A 20,629-nucleotide genomic window follows, 5' to 3' on the forward strand; every position below is an offset into this window, starting at 1 on the left:
ATCTGGTGTGGGCAAAGCCCACAAATATTTTCCTGTTTGGCTACTTGAACACAATGGCGAAAGTCTATTAAAAAGTTTTGCAGCTTAAATTTTTCAAACTATTTACTTTTAGGCACAAACAGCTTAGACATATCGACATTTTCAAATTTTAAAAGTTTTTCTTTAATATCAACACCGCCCGCATAGCCTGTCAAACTTCCGTCCGTACCTACTACCCTGTGGCACGGAACAATGATTGAAATAGGATTATGTCCCACTGCGCCACCCACAGACTGTGCAGACATCTTCTCTACTCCCCTGTTTTCAGCCATAAGTTTAGCTATTTCACCGTATGTCATTATTTTACCGTACGGTATAGTCAAAAGTATTTTCCAAACTTCATTACGAAACGAAGTTGACGATAAAAACAAAGGCGGCGTAAAATCGGGATTTTTGCCGCTAAAATAAATATCAAGCCATTTAGCTGTCTGCTCAAAAACAGGCAGGCTTTTTTGTTTATATTCTCCGTTAAGTGTAGAACCAAAATATTTTTGTCCTTCAAACCACAAGCCTATCAGCTCGTTACCGTTACTCGCCAAAGTGATTTTGCCGAGCGGTGAACTGTAATAATTTATGTACTGCATAATTTCTCCCCAAGCCGACAAGTAGGATTTTATTCCCTATTTGTCGGCTATTTGCTTATTTTTTCTATAAATGTAAGTATTCGCCTTTCGTAGCCTTTTTTATCAATATAATGCGACTCGGCGTGTTCTGACTCTCTTACTATAAAAAGCTCCTTATATGCCTTACAGTGGGAATAATTTTTCATAGTCATCCAAAGCGGTACAAATTCGTCATTTTCTCCGTGGATAAATAAAACAGGAATATCCGATTTTGCAATTTCCGCAGCGGTATTAACATCTTTATATCCGTATCCGGCACGAATTTTTGACATAATATTTGTAAGATAAATGATAGGGAATCTCGGAAGATGATAATCTCTTTTCAGTACATACTCAAAAATTTCGTCTACGCTTGTAAATCCGCAGTCTGCAATAATGCCACGCACATTTTTTGGCATAATACTGCTCGCCATAAGTACAGTTGCTCCGCCCATTGATATACCGTGCAAAAATATTTTTATATTACTGCCGAAACGATTTACAGTATATTTCACCCAATTGCGCAGATCTAATCTGTCAAGCACTCCAAAGCCTACATATTTGCCCTCACTTTGCCCGTGTGCCCTGTTATCCACAAGAAGTACATTATACCCGTTTAAATAATAAGTACGAGCAAGGCTTGCGAAATCCTTTTTACCACTGCCTGTAAAGCCGTGAACACAAATAATAATTTTATCGGAAAATTTTTCGTTTTCAAGCAAAGCGCCGTATAATCGCAGTCCGTCAAAAGACTTTATATAAACATTAATATATGGCATATTTTCAAGCCATAATCTGCCTGTTTTTGCAATCGGATAATGCCTGTACCAGCTTGCTACGGCATCAATGTCCTTTTGACAACTGCTCTTTTTTTGCCTGTAAATAATCATTTTAAACAGATATTCAGACACAAGCACACTGCAAACCACGAGAAGTACAACAAACAACAATATTCCCACTAAAATCTCAAACACGGCTATTCCCCATTTCATAAGGCAAGGTTTTTACTGCTCTTAATAGTATATCCGTACCTGAAAGATTTTAGTATAAAATTAAAAGGATGTACCGAAAAAGTACATCCTTTATTGTTATCAAAGTGCGCTGTTGAAGATTTCTTCTGCGTTGCTCATCATTTTTCTTACTGTGCTTTGTCCGCATTTTGCAGAAATAAAGTCCAAAGCCTCTGTAAATGTGCGTGGGTCATTATGGGTCAATGAATGTGCATCACTGCCGATAACATCAATATATCCGCCTTTTATAAGCTTTATAAGCTTAAGTTTTGAGAAAAACGACGCTTTTTTGGTATAAGAATTTGTGTTGGTCTGGATAATTACACCCATATCCTTAAGCTCACCGATAATAGACGGATCGTTGATTAAAGCAGGGTATCTTTCAACATGAGTAAGAACAGGAATCATATTGTAATTCTCTGTAAGTTTTACAAAATACTCCATAGTGTGACTTGAAAACTGCGATGTGTAAGCAAACTCGGTAAGTATGTAATTGGAGTTGCCGTAACAAGCGCAGGAAAAGTCATCTCCGTTAAACATATATCGAGTGACATAAACTTCCGCACCAACAACAACTTTCATACCGTCAGGAATATGCGGCATAAGGTTATCAATCGCATGCTGTCTTTGTGCGGCAAAATCCTCTGCACTGATTTCATTTGTATAAAAATGAGGAGTAAGACAAACATTTGTTACGCCTTGTTTTTTTAGTTCATTTAATATAACAAGGCTTTTTTCTACGCTTGGCGCTCCGTCATCAATTCCAGGAAGTATATGCGAGTGCATATCGTACAACTGCATTTTACTCCTCCATTCTGTTAGATATTAAAGTGCCTCACATACGAGGTCGCCCATCTGCTCACAAGTAACCTTGTTTGTACCCTCTTCATAAATATCCGGTGTACGGTTATTCTCAAGAACTTTGGTAACTGCTGCCTCAATAGCGTCTGCTGCCTTTGGCTGATCAAGTGAATAACGGAGCATCATTGCAACAGAAAGAATTGTTGCAAGCGGGTTTGCGATACCAAGACCTGCAATGTCAGGAGCCGAACCGTGGATTGGCTCGTAAAGACCGCTCTTGCTCTCTGAAAGGCTTGCAGATGCGAGCATACCGATTGAACCGCTGATCATTGACGCCTCATCAGAAAGAATATCGCCAAAGATATTTGAAGTAACAATAACATCAAACTGACCAGGATTTCTTACAAGCTGCATAGCACAGTTGTCAACATACATATAGTTAAGCTCAACTTCGGGATATTCCTTAGAAATTCTTGTTACTGTTTCTCTCCAAAGTCTTGATGACTCAAGTACATTTGCCTTGTCTACACTTGTGAGCTTTTTGTTTCTCTTCATAGCAAGGTCAAAAGCTACTCTTGCAATTCTCTCTACTTCCGGTACGGAATACTGTTCTGTATCCCATGCGGCAGGCTGACCGTCAACCTCTGTTCTGCCTCTCTTACCAAAGTAAATACCGCCGGTGAGTTCACGAACAATCATAATATCGAGCGAACCGCCGATAATTTCATCTTTAATCGGTGATGCTTTCTTAAGAGGTTCAAAAATAACAGCAGGACGAAGGTTTGCAAAAAGTCCGAGTGCTCCTCTGATTCCGAGAAGACCTGCTTCGGGACGATTATTACCCGGCTGATTATCCCACTTAGGACCGCCTACTGCGCCTAAAAGCACACTGTCTGCTGCCTTACATTTAGCAACTGTTTCATCAGGGAGCGGAACTCCTGTTGCATCAATAGCACAACCGCCGAGGAGTGCCTCGTCATATTCTACTGTAAAATTAAACTTTTCGCTTGCTTTGTCGAGTACCTTAACAGCCTGGTTTACGATTTCAGGACCGATACCGTCACCTTTTAACAAAACGATTTTGTAGTCTGCCATATTAATATCTCCTTTGAGTTAATATATTTGTCAGTATAGGCATAAATAAATGATTTTATTACACCTTTATATTACATTATTGCACAATCTTTCACAAAAGATTGTAAACTGCGCTACAATTCGTACTATTTTAAAAATTAATCTTCAATATCCTTTTTTTCGGGAATTACCGAGAATACCTCCATAATCTTATCTCTCTGCCAAAGCTGCGGTGTAATTCTTACGGAGTAGCCGAAACCGTTGTCCATAACCCATTCAAAAGGCTTTGCCTGTGGCATTCCGTACACTGCAAGCAAGGTCATTATAACGCCGCCGTGTGTGACAATAACGCTTTCTGTTGTGCCTGTTTTGATAAGTCCCTCAACAATGCTTTCAAACATTTTGCAGATTCTGCGTGTGAAATCGGCATTGCTCTCACCTCTCGGAGGTTTTACCGAGGGGTCACCCGCAAGCCATTTTTGGAAATCTTCATCTTCGTTTAAATCATTTGCGGTTTTTCCCTCCCATTCGCCAAAATTACATTCCGAAAGATTGGCGATGACAAGCGGATTTTGCTCCGGATAAAGAATTTTGCAAGTCTGTGTACAACGCTTTAACGGACTTGTAAACACTGCCTGTGCACCCGGATAACGATATTCGTAATCAAGTTTTCTAAGTTCTGTTTTTCCTTTATCCGAAAGCGGAACATCAGTAGTGCCTATGTACTTGCCCGATAAAGTTTCGTCTATACTTCCGTGGCGAAGAAAGTGAATAATATAAGATTTCATAATTGTAACTCCTATGGTATTTACAAATTGTAATTAATATATTATACTGTTCGTATAAAAGAGGTGCTTTCAATGAACAGTGATTTTCCTATGATAATTTCAATGCTGCGAAGAGAACGCAGATTAAGCCAAAAGCAGGTAGCGGCGGACTTGGGTATTTCCCAGGCGCTGCTCTCTCATTACGAAAAAGGAATAAGAGAATGTGGACTTGATTTTCTCGTAAAAACCGCCGAATATTACGATGTGTCTTGTGATTATTTGCTTGGCAGAACACCGAACAGAAACGGTCAGCAGGCACAGCCTGTCAATATACCCGATGCGGAGATTCCGACAGTTGAGCCGGGCAGCAATATGGTCGCTATGATTAACAAAAAAGTTGTAATGAATACAAGTGCCGTTATTTTCGATATACTCGATAAACTCGGAAACAAAAAGCTGACAAACGCTGTAAGCAACTATCTTATGAATGCCCAGTATCAGGCATTTCGTTCGGTATATTCGTGTGAAGAAAGCAACCCGCAGGATTTATTTACGCTGAACAAAAGCAAGTACAGAAGTCTTTGCAGCGCAGCTATGACGCTCGACCTTGCTATGATTGACGCTATAATCGAAAGTAAGACCGAAAATACATCAATTGCTCTTTCACCCGATTTGCTTTCAAGATATTTTGAAAAAGGTACTGCTTCACTTTTTACATTGGTAAGGAATGCGGAAAAAAGCGTAAAAAGCAAGTTTAAATAAACGGATCTTAGTAAAAAGTCGGATAATTATGGTTTAGCAAATTGATTTGTAATATAAATTTTAAATTCTTAAATCAAAATGGCTGAGTCAATATACAATTGATTCAGCCATTATTTTTAGCTTTAATATCAGGAAGTTGCTTGAGTTGTAGTCTGCTGTCTGCCCTTACTTACAATAATTATAATGTTAGAACCGCTTTCAAGAGTATCGCCTGCAACATGATTTTTGTAGCCGATAACTCTGTTTTCCGCTACTGTATCACTGTACTGATATTCAGCTGTAGCAAGAAGTCCCGCATCTGCAAGCGACTGCGCAGCCTCATCAATTTTATTACCCTGAATTGCAGGAAGTTCACGCATCTGAGCACCAAGACTGACTGTTACAGAAACTGTAATACCGTCTTCCTGCTCTACTTTTGAACCTGCCGGAGGATACTGTTCCATTACAACACCGTCGGCATATTTATCGCTGTAAGCATCATTGTAATTTCTGTAAACCACAACGCTGTCATCGGAAGCCGCAGCCTTTACAACATCTTCGTACTTCATTCCGACATAGTTAGGAACAACAGGACCTGTCCATTCCGTGCTTGATGTAGACGCTGCAGTGGCATCAGTATTACCCGAGAATAATCCTGCAAGCGGATTCTGCATAAGCCAAAATACACCGGCAATACCAAGTACAAGAACTGTAATTGCAACAGAAATAGTAACAATGGAAGTATGCGACATACCGTTATTACGGCGTGACTGCTCCTTTGTAATATTCATACTTGCTGTTCTCGAAATTTCGTCCTGAATAGCCTTTGCGGTATGTGCAACGGAAAGTTGAGAACGAAGCTCGTCAAAATCTGTAATTCTGTTCTCACGCTGAACCTGTAAACCGTTTGCAAGAGCAGATACAACATGAGGAGGCAAACTCTTTACAGTAGATGTGCTCATAAGAAGTCTGCTGTCTTTTAAACGCTCAACCGCACTCTTTGGAAGATGACCTGTAAGTGCATAGAAAAGTGTAGAACAAAGTCCGTAAATATCCGTAATATCATCAAGCGGAAAATTATCTTCATACTGTTCGGGTGCTGCTGCGCCTGAAAACAATTGAGATTTAAGCGCTGTACCACGCTTACGCTCATTTTCCGTAGCATAGCCTGACATTCTGATTTTACCCGAAGCAGTAATAAACAGATTTTTAGGTGCTACCGCATAATGACCGACACCACGCTTATGAAGAGCCTCAAGTGCCGAAATTACGGGCATAAAGAGCGGTCTTGCAATATCCCAGTCAAGATGACCGTTGCTACGCTCAATATATTCTTCAAAAGGAATAAGGTCCTCTTTTTCTTCAATAGCATATGCTGTATTGTTTTCTTCAAAAACATCAACAATATTTGTAAGTGCCGAAAGATCCTTTAATTCTGAAATAATGCGAAAATATGAAATAAACTCATCTCTAAGTTTATTAAAAGCAAGTCTGTCATCGTAATTAACTTTTAATTCAGTCTGTCCTTCATCTCTTGAAAAAAGACCGATCGGTAAAAATTCAGATACAATTACAACATCGCCCGTCTGTTTGTCAAAAGCAATATAGCGTGTTGATTCACCGTTAGTTTCAAGTCCGGTACCTGTTACATATCTGCCTGCAAGCTCTGTGCCGAAAGGCAGAAAAGGTGCCGACTGAACTTCTGAATTATCAAAATGGCAGTTCGGGCAGATTACACTACCGTTAAGTTCCTGCATACAACCCATACATAATGACATAAAAATTCAACTCCAAATAGAATAACACAAAACGAAATGATACAAATATATTATATCATAAGGTTATAATTCTTTTCAAGACTAATGAGTGTCATTATAGTTACAATTTTGTTATTACAACCGTTTATATAACAATGACATCTCTTTATAAAACTAAGTGGTGGAGATAATGGGGCTTGAACCCATGACCTTCTGACTGCCAGTCAGACACTCTCCCAACTGAGCTATACCCCCATATTGGTGTTTAAAAATTACCGCATACTATATAATGTTTTTGTAAATTAAATTTAATTTATGAACTGATTAATAATAATTATTGCATTTCCGTAATTTATTTTTACATTTGCTCTGTCAGAAATAAAAATATTTGAAATGCCCATTGCTTCTTCCGCAGTTAAAATAAGATTCTCCGCCGAATACTCGGCACCTATGTAAGATACATTCACACTGTCACAGGCAAAAGGAAAGACTGAAAAAGTTTTTCCTTTATTTCCGTCAAAATTATATTCGCCCATTTTCAAAAAGCGAATAATCTCTTTGTCGGAAACGATTATTCCGCTTGCACCCTTTTTATCAAGATACATAAGAACAGAAATATTTGCAAAGGTATGATCAAATCTTCCGCCTGTTGCGGCAAGGATAACAAAATCATCATATCCACGGGACAGTGCAACCTCTATGCAATGCAAAAGGTCTGTATCATCTTTATGTGAATTGAGTTTGATTACTTCGCAATCATCGGGTAAATTACCGCTGTACGAATCAAAATCACCGACTATAAGGTTAGGCTTTGCACCTGCTTTTTTTGCATATTCATAGCCCTTATCGGCACAAATAAGATAATTGCAGTCCTTAACCTGTTCCGATATAAAATCTATATCCGCTTCAGGCGAGCCCGCAATTATCGTACAACGCATTTTAATTCCCCTTTACTTTTTTAACTGCCACTTTTTAATATCTTTTACCTCATTGTACATAGCGACATAACTGTTGTGACGGGTTTTCTCAATATCTCCGTCAGCAAGTGCCTGCAAAACTCTGCAGCCTTTTTCGCAAGTATGAGAACACGAAGTAAACATACATTCTCCGAGATACTCTTTAAATTCGGGAAAGCAATATTGAAGTTCGTCTTTATCAATAATTTCGTATCTCTGCAAATCAACGGTTGAAAATCCGGGTGTGTCTGCGATATAACAGCCGTCAAGATTAAACAGTTCAACTGCTCTTGTAGTATGTCTGCCTCGTCCGAGTTTATCGCTTATTTCACCTGTTGCAAGGCTTAGGTTAGGAAAAAGCATATTTAACAAGGTTGACTTACCCACACCGCTGTTGCCTGTAAAAGCAGAAGTTTTGCCCATAAGTAAGGCCTTTAATCTCTCTGCTTCATCTGATTTTAGCGGAGAAGTACAAAAAACTTCAAATCCCGCATTTTTGTAAATATCGGCAACCTTTTCACCGCTTTCAATATCATCTTTTGAAATAACAATTACAGGCTGCATATTGCTGTTAATCGCAGCGGCGGTCATTTTATCTATAACCGCATAATTCGGACTTGGCGAAACTGTCGAACAAACGATTACGAGAATATCAATATTAGCAAGCGGCGGTCGCTTTAATTTATTTTTTCTCGGCAGGATTTCGTCAAGAGAGGCAAAGCCCTCTTTCTGAACAGAAATTTTCACCCTGTCGCCAACAAGAGGAGAATTTCCGCTCTTGCGGAAACTTCCTCTTGCTTTACATTCATATATTTGATTGTCGCACTCGACATAGTAAAAACCGCCGAGCACTTTCATCAATAATCCTTCGTTACTGCTCATATCAATTAATGCAATGCCTCAGAAGGTTCGGTTGCATCTGTTGGCTGAACCGGTGTGTATGGCGGCTCTGTAACAGGCGGCTCTGTATATGCAGGCTGTGTTTCAACAGGTGCGGTTGTAGGTACAGCATACTCGTGAGTAGCTGTTTGTGTTACAACAAGTGTTGAATAATCAATTGAATATTCACGGTAAACCTGACCGTCAAGCTGTACCACAATGTTTGAAGTACCGGAACCAGTAAATTCAAGAGTACAGGTCTTATTGTACTGCGGCACAAGTGTTTTTGAATACTTAGTATCAACAACACCGTCTACAATTACAGTCATCTCAACCGATTCAGTAGCATTTGTAGGTAAATCTACATATACATTTACTGTAGCCACATCACCCTTGCCCGAACTTACAGTAAGGGTTACAACAGTACCTTTATCTACCTTACCGTACTGCAACGGTGACTGTGAAAGAACTGTGTCTTTTGCCTCTTTACTTTCATCATCGTAAACTGTTTCTACAGTAAGACCTGCATCAACAAGTTTTGTTTTAGCCTCTGAAAGTAAAAGTCCGGATACAGACGGAATAGTTACCTTTTCATCTCTCTCGCCGTTTGCAATGTAAATATAAACGGTAGAACCGATATTTGTCTGAACACCTGCCTTAGGGAATACTTCTGCAACATATCCCTTAGGAGTTTTAGTGTTTTCAACATAGATTATCTTTGGAACAAGGCTCTTTTCCTCAATAATTGCAGATGCGTCTTTTTCGGAATAATTAAGAACATAAGGAACCGAAGCATTTGTATCTGTTCCGTTTACTTTAAGAGTAATCTGTGAGCCTGATTTTACAAGTTTTGAATCAGCGGCAGGCTCCTGTTCAAGAATTACACCAAGCTCTTTTGAAGCGTCATACTTGCTCTCCACAACAAAGTTAAAATTGTCTTTGTTGTCGGCATTGGCCTCTGCCAAAGTTTTACCGACAAAATTCGGTATTTCAACATCTTTAGCCTGTGAAGTCGAACATCCTCTGAAAATTGCAAGACCTACAAATACGGCAACCACAACTACGGCAGAAATTACAATACCCTTGATTGCGTAATAAGACGGCTTGTGTTCAATCTTCTTTTCCTCATCTGCGGTTTCGATTTCAGGTTCGGGAGTTTCCTCCGGTTTTGCAACAGCCTTATCAAACTTTGTACTGTTTGTTTTTGTATCTTTAAGTGAAGTAACAAACTTTGTAGGCTGATTATCAACAAATTTTGAATAATCAAATACAATAGACGGATTAAGTCTGAAACGCTCCATATCGTTGAGCATTTCAGCGGCAGAATTATATCTGTCGGCAGGATTCTTTTCCATAGCCTTCATTGTAATCTGCTCAAGTCCGATAGGAATAGTGGGATTAAGCTCTCTCGGGCGCTTAGGAGTTGACTGTAACTGCATAAGAGCTACTGAAACTGCACTGTCTGCGTCAAAAGGAAGTTTACCTGTGAGCATTTCATAAAGCATAACACCGACCGAGTATATGTCAGACTTGCCGTCTGTTGCCTCACCTCTCGCCTGCTCCGGTGAAATGTAATGAACCGAACCAATTGCGTGTTCTGTCATTGTGCGTGTAGCTTTGTCGGAAAAACGGGCAATACCAAAGTCTGTAACCTTGATTGTGCCGTCTTGTAAAAGCATAATATTCTGCGGCTTTATGTCACGGTGGACAATGCCGTGCTCGTGCGCATGCTGTAAAGCCTTAAGAACCTGACTTGTGAGATACAAAGCCTCTTTCCACTCAATGATACCCTGCTGATCAAAGTATTCTTTAAGTGTAATGCCGTCAATGTATTCCATTACAATATACTGAATCATATCACCGAAGCTGACATCATACACCTTAACAATATTAGGGTGTGAAAGTGTTGCGATAGCCTTTGATTCATTTTTAAAACGACGGATAAATTCCTCGTTATTGAGGTATTCATCTTTTAAAATCTTAATGGCAACTTCACGGTCATCAAGAGTATCGGTACAGCGATATACATTAGCCATACCGCCAACGCCGATAAGCTCATGAATTTCATAACGGCCATCAAGTCTTTTGCCGATATATTTATCCAATTTATTTCACTCTCCGTTTCTCAATAAATAACCGTGGCGGTAATATTATCGGTTCCGCCGCCTTCCTTTGCCTTGTCAACAAGCTTATTAATAAGATCCTCGCCCCTGTTTTCGTGGCAAATTTTAACCATATCGCCTGTTGTAATGCAATTGGAAAGTCCGTCTGTGCATATTAAAAGAACATCACCGTAAATAAAGTTTGCCTCTATATAGTCAAGCCTTACGGACGGTTTTATTCCGAGTGCTCTTGTTATAAAATTCTTATTGGGATGATTCTGTGCCTGTTCATAGGTAAGCTCACCTCTGCGCACCATTTCCTGTACAACAGAGTGATCCTCAGTAAGCTGTTTGATTTTGCCGCCCCTTATTGCATAGGTACGGCTGTCGCCAACATGGACAATATGAACCGTGGTATCCTTTACAAAAACAAACTCGCAGGTTGTACCCATTCCCGTAAGTTCGGGATCTTTCAAAGAAAGTTCATATATTTTCATATTTGCGTTTACAACAATTTCAGCTATAAGCTCGCCGATTTGTTCTTTGGTCATATCGTCCTTGTATAAATCGGTTATTTTGGAGCTTATGTATTCCACAGCTGTTGCACTCGCTATGTTGCCGCCGTTGGCACCTCCCATTCCGTCACAGACTACTGCCCAAGCACAGCTGGGAGAAATAACTCCGAAGCGGCAATCGTCCTGATTTTGTGAACGAACTAAGCCAATGTCACTTTTGCTAAAGACTTCCAAGTTATTTTCCTCCTTCGTTAGTATGATTTCGTCTGAGCTGACCGCAGGAAGCGTTAATGTCACTTCCAAGGGTTCTCCTGACTGTCGCCGCAATATGTTTTCGACCAAGTATATTTACAAAGGCCTGTTGCCTTTCCATACTGCTCTTTTTGTATCCTGTTCCGTCAACGGTGTTTACCGGAATGAGATTTACATGACAGTTCATATCGGCAAGTCTGTCCGCAAGCTCGTAAGCGTCTCTGTCAAAATCATTTACACCGCTTATCATAGAGTATTCAAAAGTAACCCGTCTGCCTGTAATATCAAAATAATCTTTACAAGCCTTTAAGAGTTCATCCATAGAATATCGCTTAGCAATAGGCATAGTCTTTTGCCTTACGGTATCGTTAGGAGCGTGTAATGACACGGAAAGCGTAATGCCGAAGTGCAGCTTTGCAAGCTCATAAATTTTAGGTACAATACCGCAAGTGGAAATTGTGATGTGGCGCATACCGATATTAAGACCGTTGTCATCGGATACAAGTCTTAAGAACTTTACCACATTATCAAAATTGTCGAGCGGTTCGCCCATTCCCATAAGGACAATATTCGATATTCTGATATTCAAATCTTTTTGTGCGGATTCAATCTGATTGAGCATTTCGGACGGAGTCAAACTCCTCGAAAAACCGCTTTTGCCGGTTGCACAAAAAGTACAGCCCATTTTGCAGCCCACTTGTGTGGAAATGCAAATTGAGTATCCGTGTTTATAATTCATAACAACGGACTCTACACATTCACCGTCATTGAACGAAAAAAGATACTTTACTGTCTTATCATACCTTGAAATTAGTTTTTTTTCAATATTTGCAACAGAAATGTAACAACTTCTTTTTAAAAAGTCCTTGATTTTCAAAGGAATATTCAGCATTTCATCAAAAGAAGTGACATTTTTGTTAAGCCATTGATATATTTGCTTTGCTCTGAACTTTTCAAAACCGTTCTCGGTTACAAAGTCGGTAAGCTCATTTAGGTCAAGAGATTTAATATCAATTAAGCTCAAAAGATTACCTCCTTGTAAGTACGGCTATGTAAAAACCGTCGCCGTCAAAAGTGTGCGGCATAAGTGTTATTTCATACGGTTTTTCGTCAAATGCTCTTTTAAGTTCAGGAGGCAGTTCAAGTTCAACTCCCTCAAAATCATTGTGTTCGGCAAGAAATTTTGCTGTATTTTTATTGTTTTCCTGCGGATTCAGCGTACAGGTCGAATATACAAGTTTTCCGCCTTTTTTTAGATATTTTGCGCTTTCGCAAAGTATTTTATACTGAATATCAGCAAGGTCTGTATCTATAAGGTCATCTTTATAGCGAATTTCGGGCTTTCTTGAAAGCACTCCGAGTCCGCTGCACGGCACATCGCAAAGTATTCTGTCAGCCATAGGCAACGGATTTTCGTCTGACGAACCATCACGCAGGCAGGTTTCTACAATATCTATGCCAAGCCTTTTTGCACCTTTTTCAATAAGTTTCAGCTTATGCTCGTACATATCGCAGGCAATAATTTTGCCGCTGTTGTGCATATATTCGGCTGTGGTAAAGGTTTTTCCTCCAGGGGCAGAGCAAATGTCAAGCACGGTCTGTCCTTTTTCGGCAGAAAGAAAGTATGCGCAAAGCTGGGACGACAAATCTTGAATATGCAGTAAACCGCCTTTGTAGGCTTTCAATCTTTCGATTGAACCCGTATCGGCTATTTTTACCGCATTACTCGGAAAATCAACTTTTTCAGCCTTTACCTTATCATCGGCAAGCGCACTTATAAGTTCGTCTGTATTTGTTTTCAGCGTATTAACTCTTGCGTAAATATTCGGTCTGCCGCTAAGATTTTCTAAAATCCCCCTTGCGTTATCCTCGCCGTAGGAATTTATCCATAATTTAACAAGCATTTGCGGGCAGGAATATTTTACCGAGTAATACTCCGCCTTATTTTTTATATCGGGATATTTTACTTTGCAGTTATCCCTTGCAAAACTGCGCAAAATTGCATTTATAAAACCGGAGGATTTTTGCAGTTTTTGCTGTTTGGCAAGTTTTACACTTTCGTTAACAGCGGCACTTTCGGGAATTTTATCCATAAAAGCCATTTGCAAAAGTCCGAGGCGGAGAATAATTTTTGTCTTTAACTCAATTTTCCTTAGCGGAATTTTAGAGTATTGTTTAATGATGTAATCAAGAGTGATTTTACGCTCAAGCACACCGTAAACAAGCGCAGATGTAAAAGCCGCATCAAGCGGCGAAAGCTCACTTTCCTTTACTGCGTTATTGAGTGCTATATTGGAATATGCTCCGTCCTGTTCAATTTTTAATAATACTTTAAATGCAGTTTTGCGTGAATTAGCCATTTAAAAATCTCTTTTCTTATCTTCTTCTGTTATTCGCTATTATAAGCAATCTTAAAAGCTGTAAAATTGCCGTAAGAGCAGATGCAACATAGGTCATAGCGGCTGCCTGCAAAGTGCGTTTCGCACCCGTGTATTCTTCACCGTAAAGCAAATTTCCGTTTTTGATAGTTTCAAGCGCTCTTTTAGAAGCGTTAAACTCAACAGGAAGAGTTGCAATTGTAAAAAGTACGGAAAATCCGAATAAAACTATACCGATATACAACATAACAAAACCGATTTTTGCGGAAAAACAAAGTCCCAATATAATCAAAAACCAACTTAATTTTGAACCGATATTCGCCATCGGAAGGATTGCCGAACGAATTTTATTCGGTAAATAATTCTGTGCGTGCTGAACAGCGTGACCTGCCTCATGACAAGCAACGCCTACGGCTGCTACGGTATTTGCATTATAAACACTGTCTGAAAGTCTGATTACATTAGTTCTCGGGTCAAAGTGGTCAGTAAGATTTCCCGCTACCCTTTCAATACGCACTCCGTAGACGCCGTTTTGTCTTAAAACAAATTCGGCAGCTTGTGCGCCTGTCATATTTCTAGAATTTCTCATTTGAGAATATTTTGAAAAAGTTGATGAAACATTAATTTGACATATAAGTGAAATAATTACGCAAGGAAGAATAAACACAACATATGTCCAGTCAAAGCCATAAAACATAAAAATTCTCCTTTATATACCTATATCAGTTAAAGCTGTCACCGATATTTAATTTATGACCTGCAAGAAAAGCCGCTGACGGCATACGCTTTTTGCCCTCAGGCTGCAACTCTATAATTTCGACCGAACCGCTGCCGCAAGCAACAATCAACGGCTTTATGCTGATTATCGTGCCCGCTTTTCCGCTTTTTTCGCATACTTTTGTAGAATAAATTTTCAGTTTTTTTCCGTTAAGTTCGGCAGTCGCAATCGGCCAGGGATTAAGTCCACGGACTTTATTGTGCACTTCGTTGGCTGATTTTGTAAAATCAATCGGGCAAAACGACTTATCAATCTTTGATGTATGCGTAGCCTTGCTTTCATCCTGTTTTACAGGCTTAATTTCTCCGTTCTCAAGCATTTCAAGAGTTTTAATAATTAACTCTCCGCCGAGTATACTAAGTCTGTCAAAAAGCTCTCCGGATGTTTCATTTTCGCCGATTTTTGTTTCAATTACTGTCAATATATCGCCTGTGTCAAGTCCCTCTGCCATTTGCATAGCTGTCACACCTGTTACTTTGTCGCCGTTAAGAACCGACTGCTGAATAGGTGCCGCGCCTCTGTATTTCGGCAAAAGGGAGCCGTGGATATTGATACAGCCGTACTTTGCGCTTTCAAGCACTGCCTTCGGTAAAAGTTTACCGTAGGCCGCAACTACGATTACATCGGGATTATATTTTTTTATTATTTCAAGAGGTTCTTCCGATTTAAAGGTTGTCGGCTGATATACGGGAATGTTAAGTTCCTGCGCACATACCTTTACATCAGGAGGAGTAAGCACCATTTTTCTGCCCTTTGGCTTGTCAGGTTGTGTAAACACAGCCTGCACCGTATGCTTGCTTTCGTATAATTTTTTGAGTGCAGGCACCGCAAAATCAGGAGTGCCCATATAAATTATATTCATAATTAACCCTCAAATCAGCCAAACATTTCTTCGTATTCTTCAGGAGTAAGCATCTTGCTTGCTTTCTGTTTAAAAAGAATACCGTCAAGATGGTCAAGCTCATGACAAAAAGCTCTTGCAAGCAATTCTTCACCGTCAATCGTAAATTCATTGCCGTGTCTGTCAAAAGCCTTTACTTTAACATAGTTAGGACGCTTTGTAATACCCCATTCGCCCGGACAAGAAAGACAGCCCTCAAGGCCCTCCTGCTCGCCGCTTGATTCAATTATAACAGGGTTTACAAGCTCGATAACCTGATTTTGTTCTTTACTTACATCAATAACAACAACTCTGCGGATAATGCCAACCTGCGGTGCGGCAAGACCTACTCCGCCAGAGTCGTGCAAGGTTTCTGTCATATCATCTATAAGCTGTGCGAGTCTGTCATCAAATTTAACAACCTCACGGCAGTGCTTTGTGAGAACGCTGTCGCCCTCTTTTACAATTTGCCTAATAGCCATATTCACACTTCCTTAACATACAAGAGCGTTCATATCGGCATAAGCCGTAACGCCCGAAAATTCCTTACTCTTGCCAAACTCACAAAGAATCTTTGAAAGCAGGGCACGAAACTCGGAATTGTTTTTACATTTTATAATAATTTTAAATCTGTATTTATTACTTATTTTTACCACCAATGCAGGTGTAGGCCCTAATATTCGCAACGGCATATTCGGATAATTTTTCTTTGCCTCTTCTGTAAAGAGTTCAAGGAACTTTACCGCACCTTTAAAGGCAGCTTCTCTGTTCTGCGATACAAAACCTACAAGGCATATATCGGCAAACGGCGGATACAGCATTGCCTTGCGTACCTTTATTTCGTTCGAATAAAAGGTATCGTAATCCTGTCTTGATGCCATTGAAATTATCAGATTTTCAGGTGTGAATGTCTGAATAACAGCCATACCCTTGTCATTGCCTCTGCCGCTTCTTCCGACTACCTGTGTGAGCAGTGAAAAAGAACGCTCATAACTGCGGTAATCATCGGCATAAAGCATATGGTCGGCATTAAGCACACCAACCAAAGTCACATTTGGAAAATCAAGTCCCTTTGCAACCATCTGTGTACCCACAAGAATATCATATTCACCGTCAGCAAAAGCTGAAATCATTTTTTCATACGAAGATTTCGATGAAGTGGCATCGGTATCCATTCTTAAAATCCTTGCCTCGGGAAAAATATCGGAAATATCTTTTTCCGCTCTCTGTGTGCCCGTTCCGCCAAAAGTAAGTCTGTGACTGTGACATACGGGACATTCATCTGTGTAAGGCACAGAATAGCCGCAATAATGGCACATTAATCGGTTATTTGCACTGTGGTAAGTAAGAGAAATTGAGCAATTCGGGCAAGTCACAGCCTCTCCGCACGCTCTGCAAGTAACAAAAGTATTGTAACCACGGCGGTTAAGCAAAAGTATCGACTGCTTTTTATGCTCAATATTATACGCAATATTTTGCAGGAGAACATCAGAAAAGCCGCTTGTGTTGCCGTTTTTCAGTTCTTCCCCCATATCCGCAACAACAACCTCCGGCAGCACGGCTTTACCGTATCGTGCAGAAAGCGTATTAAGCGAATATCTACCTGTCTGTGCATAGTAATAGGTTTCTATACTCGGTGTAGCCGAGCTAAGTACAAGCAAAGCATTGTTGTATGAGCAACGGAACTTAGCAATCTCTCTTGCATGGTAGCGTGGAGAGCTTTCGGACTTGTAGCTGTATTCCTGCTCTTCGTCCATAATAATCAGTCCGACCTTATCAAAAGGCGCAAACACAGCACTGCGTGTACCTATTACAATTTGTGCAAGACCTTGTTTTACTCTTTTGTACTCATCAAGTCTTTCACCGAGTGAAAGTGCACTGTGAAAAACCGCAATCTTATCGCCAAACCTTTTGGCAAACTGCGATACAAACTGCGGAGTAAGCGAGATTTCAGGTACCATAACAATAATGCCCTTACCGTCATCAATTACTTTTTCAATCAGTTTGATAAATACACTTGTCTTTCCCGAACCCGTAACTCCGTAAAGCAAACTTACGCTCGGAAAAGGCGAATCATATTCATTGTAAAGAGAATCGCAAGCAGACTGCTGTTCTTCGGAAAGCACAATTTCTTTTAAAGAGCTGTCTTTTTGTCGATTTTCAATTCTGAATACTTCTTCATCAAAAAAGTATATCAGTCCTTTTTTACAAAGCGCATCCACAACGGCGGCGGTAACTCCTGTAAAATAGCAAACCTCTTTTACCGAAATTGCACCTGCCATTTCAATAAGTTCAAACACATTTTTCTGCTTTTCGGTAAGTTTTACTCCCGATATATCAACTTCGGGAGTAACCGCCGCCATTTTCATTACGGCGTCATTAACCTTGCGAAAAATCTCGTCCGACTTATACAACACCCCTTTTTGAACAAGGAGTTCAAAAGGTTCTGTTGTACTGTAACCGAAAGCATCAAGTAATACTTCGCTTTTTACTGCTTTTCGCTTAGAAAAAAGGTAATTATAAACTCGTTTTTCCTCGTCCGTAAGTTCGTCAAAGGAAAACTCGCTTTCATCTTTTGCACCGTACATAGTAGTAACTTTGTAGTTAATACCTGCCGGCAACATTGTTTTTACAGCCTCATAAAAGGTGCAAAAGTAATGAGATTTCATAAAAGCGGCTGTTTTAAGCATTTCATCGTTTAAAACAGGCTCATCATCAAGTACGGAAATAACAGACTTCAAGCCTTTGCTTTCACCCTGATGAACAGCGGTTATTATCCCCTGCCTTTTACGATTTCCTCTACCGAAAGGCACAAGAACCCGTGTTCCCGCTACCGCCTTGTCAAGCATAGAATCGGGAATCACATAGTCAAATGCCTTGTCAAAGGAATACGCTGCTTTTTCAACAGCAATCTCAGCTATTTGGGAGCTCATCATCGTCAGGCTCTAAAATGCCTATTTCGTGATTTTTGATTTCATCAATAGCAATGAGAACAGGCTTGTCGTCTGTAACCTCACCGCTTTTTTCCTGCTCTGCTGTAATCTCTCTTGCTCTCTTTGCAACACCTACAACGAGTGCATACTTACTTTGCTTACCTGCGAATAATTCGTCAACATTAACCTTATGCATAATTAATCTCCTATCATTATCATAATATATTTTCCGAAAAAATCGGTTATTTACTCTCTTTTTCTAAAATATCAAGAACTTCGTTTACCGCTGTGTCGAGGTCATCGTTCACAACATTGTACTTATATCTGTTCTTAAATGACATCTCATGCTCCGCCTCTGCAAGTCGCTTAGCGATGGTTTTTTCATCTTCGGTTCCTCTGCGGTGAAGTCTGCGTGAAAGCGAATCTATAGAAGTAGGAAGAATAAAAATACTTAACACATCAGGATATTTTTCAAGAATTTGAAGTCCTCCCTGAACCTCAATTTCAAGGAATACATCATAGCCCTGATTGAGTAAATCTTCTACCTGTTTTTTAGGTGTGCCGTAGTAATTGTCACAATACTTTGCGTACTCAAGAAAACCGTTTTCTTCTATAAGTTTTTCAAACTGTTCCTTAGTAACAAAATTATAATGCACTCCGTCAATTTCACCTTTTCGAGGTTTTCTTGTGGTATTTGATACCGAAAGGCGAATATTGGGATTGCGCTTTAAAAGCTCTGCCATAATTGTGCCCTTGCCTACACCGGAAGAACCTGTGTAAAGCACGAGCTTACCCTTAGACTTACTGTTCATCCTTTTGTTCCTCGCTTTCAACTGTTCTGTTATGAATAGCCTCTGCGGAGATGGCGGACAACACAATGTGGTCGTCTTCCGTTACAAGTACCGCCTTGCACTTTCTTCCGCAAGTGGCGTCAACAAGCATTCCTTTTGATTTTGCATCCTGCACAATTCTCTTTACGGGTGCCGCATCGGGTGCAACAACGGCAATAAGTTTATCAGAATTTACAAGATTACCAAATCCGATATTGATAAGTTTCATAATTTCTCCTTACTCAATATTCTGAATCTGCTCACGCATTTTTTCAATTTCGCTCTTGATTTTTACAACCTTATGGGCAATTTCGGCGTCCTGAACCTTTGAACCGATTGTGTTCGCCTCTCGGTTCATTTCCTGAATAATAAAGTCTATTTCTCTGCCGATCGGAGTCTGTGATTCCATTATCTTTGAAAGCTGTGCAAAGTGACTTCTAAGTCTTACGGTTTCTTCGGCAACAGCTACTTTATCGGCAAAAACAGCTACTTCGGTAAGCACTCTCTGCTCGTCAATATTGATATTGTAATCCTGCAAAGTGCGGTTAATTCTGTCAAGCAAACGCTCTTCGTATTCTTTTACCGTTTGCGGTGAACGCTCGTCAATCTCATCAACGGTAGCAAGTATAACTTCCGCTCTGCCAAGAATATCGGCTTTCATTTTTTCGCCCTCTGCCTCACGCATTGCAATAAATCCGTCTATCGCAGTATTAGCCGCCTCAAGAACATCTGCCGTAATCTCTTCTTCGTCCTCCTGCGCCTTTGACACTGTGTAAACATCGGGGAATCTTGAAATTGCCGTAACTGTAACATCGTTTTCAATTCCATAGGTTTCGGCAATTTCTTTCATTGCATTAATATAACCCGAAACAAGAGAATGATTAATTTTTACCTCGGCAGGTGTGTCTTCTGCAGCGCCTACTGTAACAAACATATCAATCTTACCGCGGGATACTCTTGAATTTACAAGAGCCTTGAGTTTATCGTCAAGAAAACCGTAGCCCTTTGGAGTTCTGCAGGAAAATTCAAAAAAACGATGATTTACGCTTTTTATCTCAACACTGATTTCTCTGCCGTGCAAAACAGTGCGACATCTGCCAAAGCCTGTCATTGATTTTATCATTGGTAAACTTCCTTTCATATTATAAATTCTTATATTTCTTATAAATTCTTATAAATTCTTATATTTCAAAACTTAATTTATAAAATCTGTTTTTATTTAAATACATTATACCACACTATAATTCATATAGCAAAGAGATTGTTACAAAACTGTAATAACTTTTTTAGTTTACATCAGATATAAGTATATGATATACTAATAAGGATGTAGTA

At 39.8% G+C, this 20,629-nt stretch carries 21 protein-coding genes and 1 tRNA gene; 1 reads left to right on the plus strand and 21 read right to left on the minus strand.

The genetic code is table 11. From position 1 onward, the window contains the following. Nucleotides 1-98 precede the first annotated feature (98 nt). The 5 genes from AAAY30_RS00005 to AAAY30_RS00025 all read right to left on the minus strand — a co-directional run bounded on the left by AAAY30_RS00005 (nucleotide 99) and on the right by AAAY30_RS00025 (nucleotide 4,314). Nucleotides 99-623, minus strand: a complete 525-nt coding sequence (locus tag AAAY30_RS00005) for a methylated-DNA--[protein]-cysteine S-methyltransferase (protein ID WP_303248129.1) — start codon at nucleotides 621-623, stop codon at nucleotides 99-101. 47 nt (nucleotides 624-670) lie between these two features. Further along, the gene (locus tag AAAY30_RS00010) at nucleotides 671-1,633 is read right to left on the minus strand and encodes an alpha/beta hydrolase (RefSeq protein WP_499215656.1); all 963 of its coding nucleotides are present in this window, start codon (nucleotides 1,631-1,633) and stop codon (nucleotides 671-673) included. Nucleotides 1,634-1,732: 99 nt separating this feature from the next. Continuing rightward, a complete protein-coding gene (locus tag AAAY30_RS00015) occupies nucleotides 1,733-2,452 on the minus strand; it encodes a CpsB/CapC family capsule biosynthesis tyrosine phosphatase (protein ID WP_295026950.1) in 720 nt (239 codons plus the stop codon). Nucleotides 2,453-2,476: 24 nt separating this feature from the next. After that, entirely contained in the window at nucleotides 2,477-3,547 is a 1,071-nt protein-coding gene (gene leuB / locus AAAY30_RS00020) for a 3-isopropylmalate dehydrogenase (RefSeq protein WP_186934634.1), read from the minus strand. A gap of 137 nt (nucleotides 3,548-3,684) precedes the next feature. Further along, entirely contained in the window at nucleotides 3,685-4,314 is a 630-nt protein-coding gene (locus AAAY30_RS00025) for a histidine phosphatase family protein (RefSeq protein ID WP_186934633.1), read from the minus strand. A 72-nt stretch (nucleotides 4,315-4,386) separates the two neighbouring features. Between AAAY30_RS00025 and AAAY30_RS00030 the strand changes: the two genes are divergently transcribed. Continuing rightward, nucleotides 4,387-5,055, plus strand: coding sequence for a helix-turn-helix domain-containing protein (locus AAAY30_RS00030; protein WP_178586146.1), 669 nt, complete (start codon nucleotides 4,387-4,389; stop codon nucleotides 5,053-5,055). Between the two features lie 128 nt (nucleotides 5,056-5,183). Here the strand turns inward: AAAY30_RS00030 and AAAY30_RS00035 are convergent, their stop codons facing one another. The 16 genes from AAAY30_RS00035 to AAAY30_RS00110 form a co-directional block, all read right to left on the minus strand. Continuing rightward, nucleotides 5,184-6,812 carry a PASTA domain-containing protein gene (locus AAAY30_RS00035; RefSeq protein ID WP_337613181.1) on the minus strand — a complete coding sequence of 543 codons (1,629 nt, stop codon included), beginning with the start codon at nucleotides 6,810-6,812 and terminating at the stop codon, nucleotides 5,184-5,186. A gap of 158 nt (nucleotides 6,813-6,970) precedes the next feature. Then, nucleotides 6,971-7,046, minus strand: a tRNA-Ala gene (locus tag AAAY30_RS00040). Between the two features lie 53 nt (nucleotides 7,047-7,099). Further along, nucleotides 7,100-7,729: a thiamine diphosphokinase gene (locus AAAY30_RS00045; protein ID WP_022235473.1), complete on the minus strand. Its 630-nt coding sequence runs from the start codon at nucleotides 7,727-7,729 to the stop codon at nucleotides 7,100-7,102. A gap of 12 nt (nucleotides 7,730-7,741) precedes the next feature. Then, a complete protein-coding gene (gene rsgA, locus AAAY30_RS00050) occupies nucleotides 7,742-8,629 on the minus strand; it encodes a ribosome small subunit-dependent GTPase A (protein ID WP_186934631.1) in 888 nt (295 codons plus the stop codon). A gap of 5 nt (nucleotides 8,630-8,634) precedes the next feature. Beyond that, entirely contained in the window at nucleotides 8,635-10,731 is a 2,097-nt protein-coding gene (gene pknB / locus AAAY30_RS00055; RefSeq protein ID WP_499215655.1) for a Stk1 family PASTA domain-containing Ser/Thr kinase, read from the minus strand. Nucleotides 10,732-10,751: 20 nt separating this feature from the next. After that, nucleotides 10,752-11,477, minus strand: a complete 726-nt coding sequence (locus tag AAAY30_RS00060; protein WP_022235470.1) for a Stp1/IreP family PP2C-type Ser/Thr phosphatase — start codon at nucleotides 11,475-11,477, stop codon at nucleotides 10,752-10,754. Between the two features lies 1 nt (nucleotide 11,478). Beyond that, entirely contained in the window at nucleotides 11,479-12,519 is a 1,041-nt protein-coding gene (gene rlmN / locus AAAY30_RS00065) for a dual-specificity RNA methyltransferase RlmN (protein ID WP_302190593.1), read from the minus strand. A 4-nt stretch (nucleotides 12,520-12,523) separates the two neighbouring features. Continuing rightward, entirely contained in the window at nucleotides 12,524-13,855 is a 1,332-nt protein-coding gene (rsmB, locus tag AAAY30_RS00070) for a 16S rRNA (cytosine(967)-C(5))-methyltransferase RsmB (RefSeq protein WP_295056538.1), read from the minus strand. Between the two features lie 16 nt (nucleotides 13,856-13,871). Continuing rightward, on the minus strand, nucleotides 13,872-14,570 hold the full coding sequence (locus AAAY30_RS00075) for a zinc metallopeptidase (protein WP_295053280.1): 699 nt from the start codon (nucleotides 14,568-14,570) through the stop codon (nucleotides 13,872-13,874). A gap of 25 nt (nucleotides 14,571-14,595) precedes the next feature. After that, entirely contained in the window at nucleotides 14,596-15,513 is a 918-nt protein-coding gene (fmt, locus tag AAAY30_RS00080; RefSeq protein WP_294662235.1) for a methionyl-tRNA formyltransferase, read from the minus strand. 14 nt (nucleotides 15,514-15,527) lie between these two features. Next, nucleotides 15,528-16,013 carry a peptide deformylase gene (gene def / locus AAAY30_RS00085; RefSeq protein WP_022235465.1) on the minus strand — a complete coding sequence of 162 codons (486 nt, stop codon included), beginning with the start codon at nucleotides 16,011-16,013 and terminating at the stop codon, nucleotides 15,528-15,530. A 12-nt stretch (nucleotides 16,014-16,025) separates the two neighbouring features. Continuing rightward, nucleotides 16,026-18,464, minus strand: coding sequence for a primosomal protein N' (priA, locus tag AAAY30_RS00090; RefSeq protein WP_302198880.1), 2,439 nt, complete (start codon nucleotides 18,462-18,464; stop codon nucleotides 16,026-16,028). Beyond that, the gene (gene rpoZ / locus AAAY30_RS00095; RefSeq protein WP_249376102.1) at nucleotides 18,445-18,660 is read right to left on the minus strand and encodes a DNA-directed RNA polymerase subunit omega; all 216 of its coding nucleotides are present in this window, start codon (nucleotides 18,658-18,660) and stop codon (nucleotides 18,445-18,447) included. Before rpoZ ends, priA begins: the two co-directional genes overlap by 20 nt. Before the next feature lie 46 nt (nucleotides 18,661-18,706). Continuing rightward, nucleotides 18,707-19,276, minus strand: coding sequence for a guanylate kinase (gmk, locus tag AAAY30_RS00100; protein WP_022235462.1), 570 nt, complete (start codon nucleotides 19,274-19,276; stop codon nucleotides 18,707-18,709). Beyond that, on the minus strand, nucleotides 19,266-19,523 hold the full coding sequence (locus tag AAAY30_RS00105; protein ID WP_022235461.1) for a DUF370 domain-containing protein: 258 nt from the start codon (nucleotides 19,521-19,523) through the stop codon (nucleotides 19,266-19,268). Before AAAY30_RS00105 ends, gmk begins: the two co-directional genes overlap by 11 nt. 9 nt (nucleotides 19,524-19,532) lie before the next feature. Continuing rightward, nucleotides 19,533-20,417 carry a YicC/YloC family endoribonuclease gene (locus AAAY30_RS00110; RefSeq protein ID WP_295026968.1) on the minus strand — a complete coding sequence of 295 codons (885 nt, stop codon included), beginning with the start codon at nucleotides 20,415-20,417 and terminating at the stop codon, nucleotides 19,533-19,535. Between the last annotated feature and the right edge of the window lie 212 nt (nucleotides 20,418-20,629).

This window comes from Ruminococcoides bili (assembly GCF_040093295.1).
Classification (GTDB): domain Bacteria; phylum Bacillota; class Clostridia; order Oscillospirales; family Acutalibacteraceae; genus Ruminococcoides; species Ruminococcoides intestinale_A.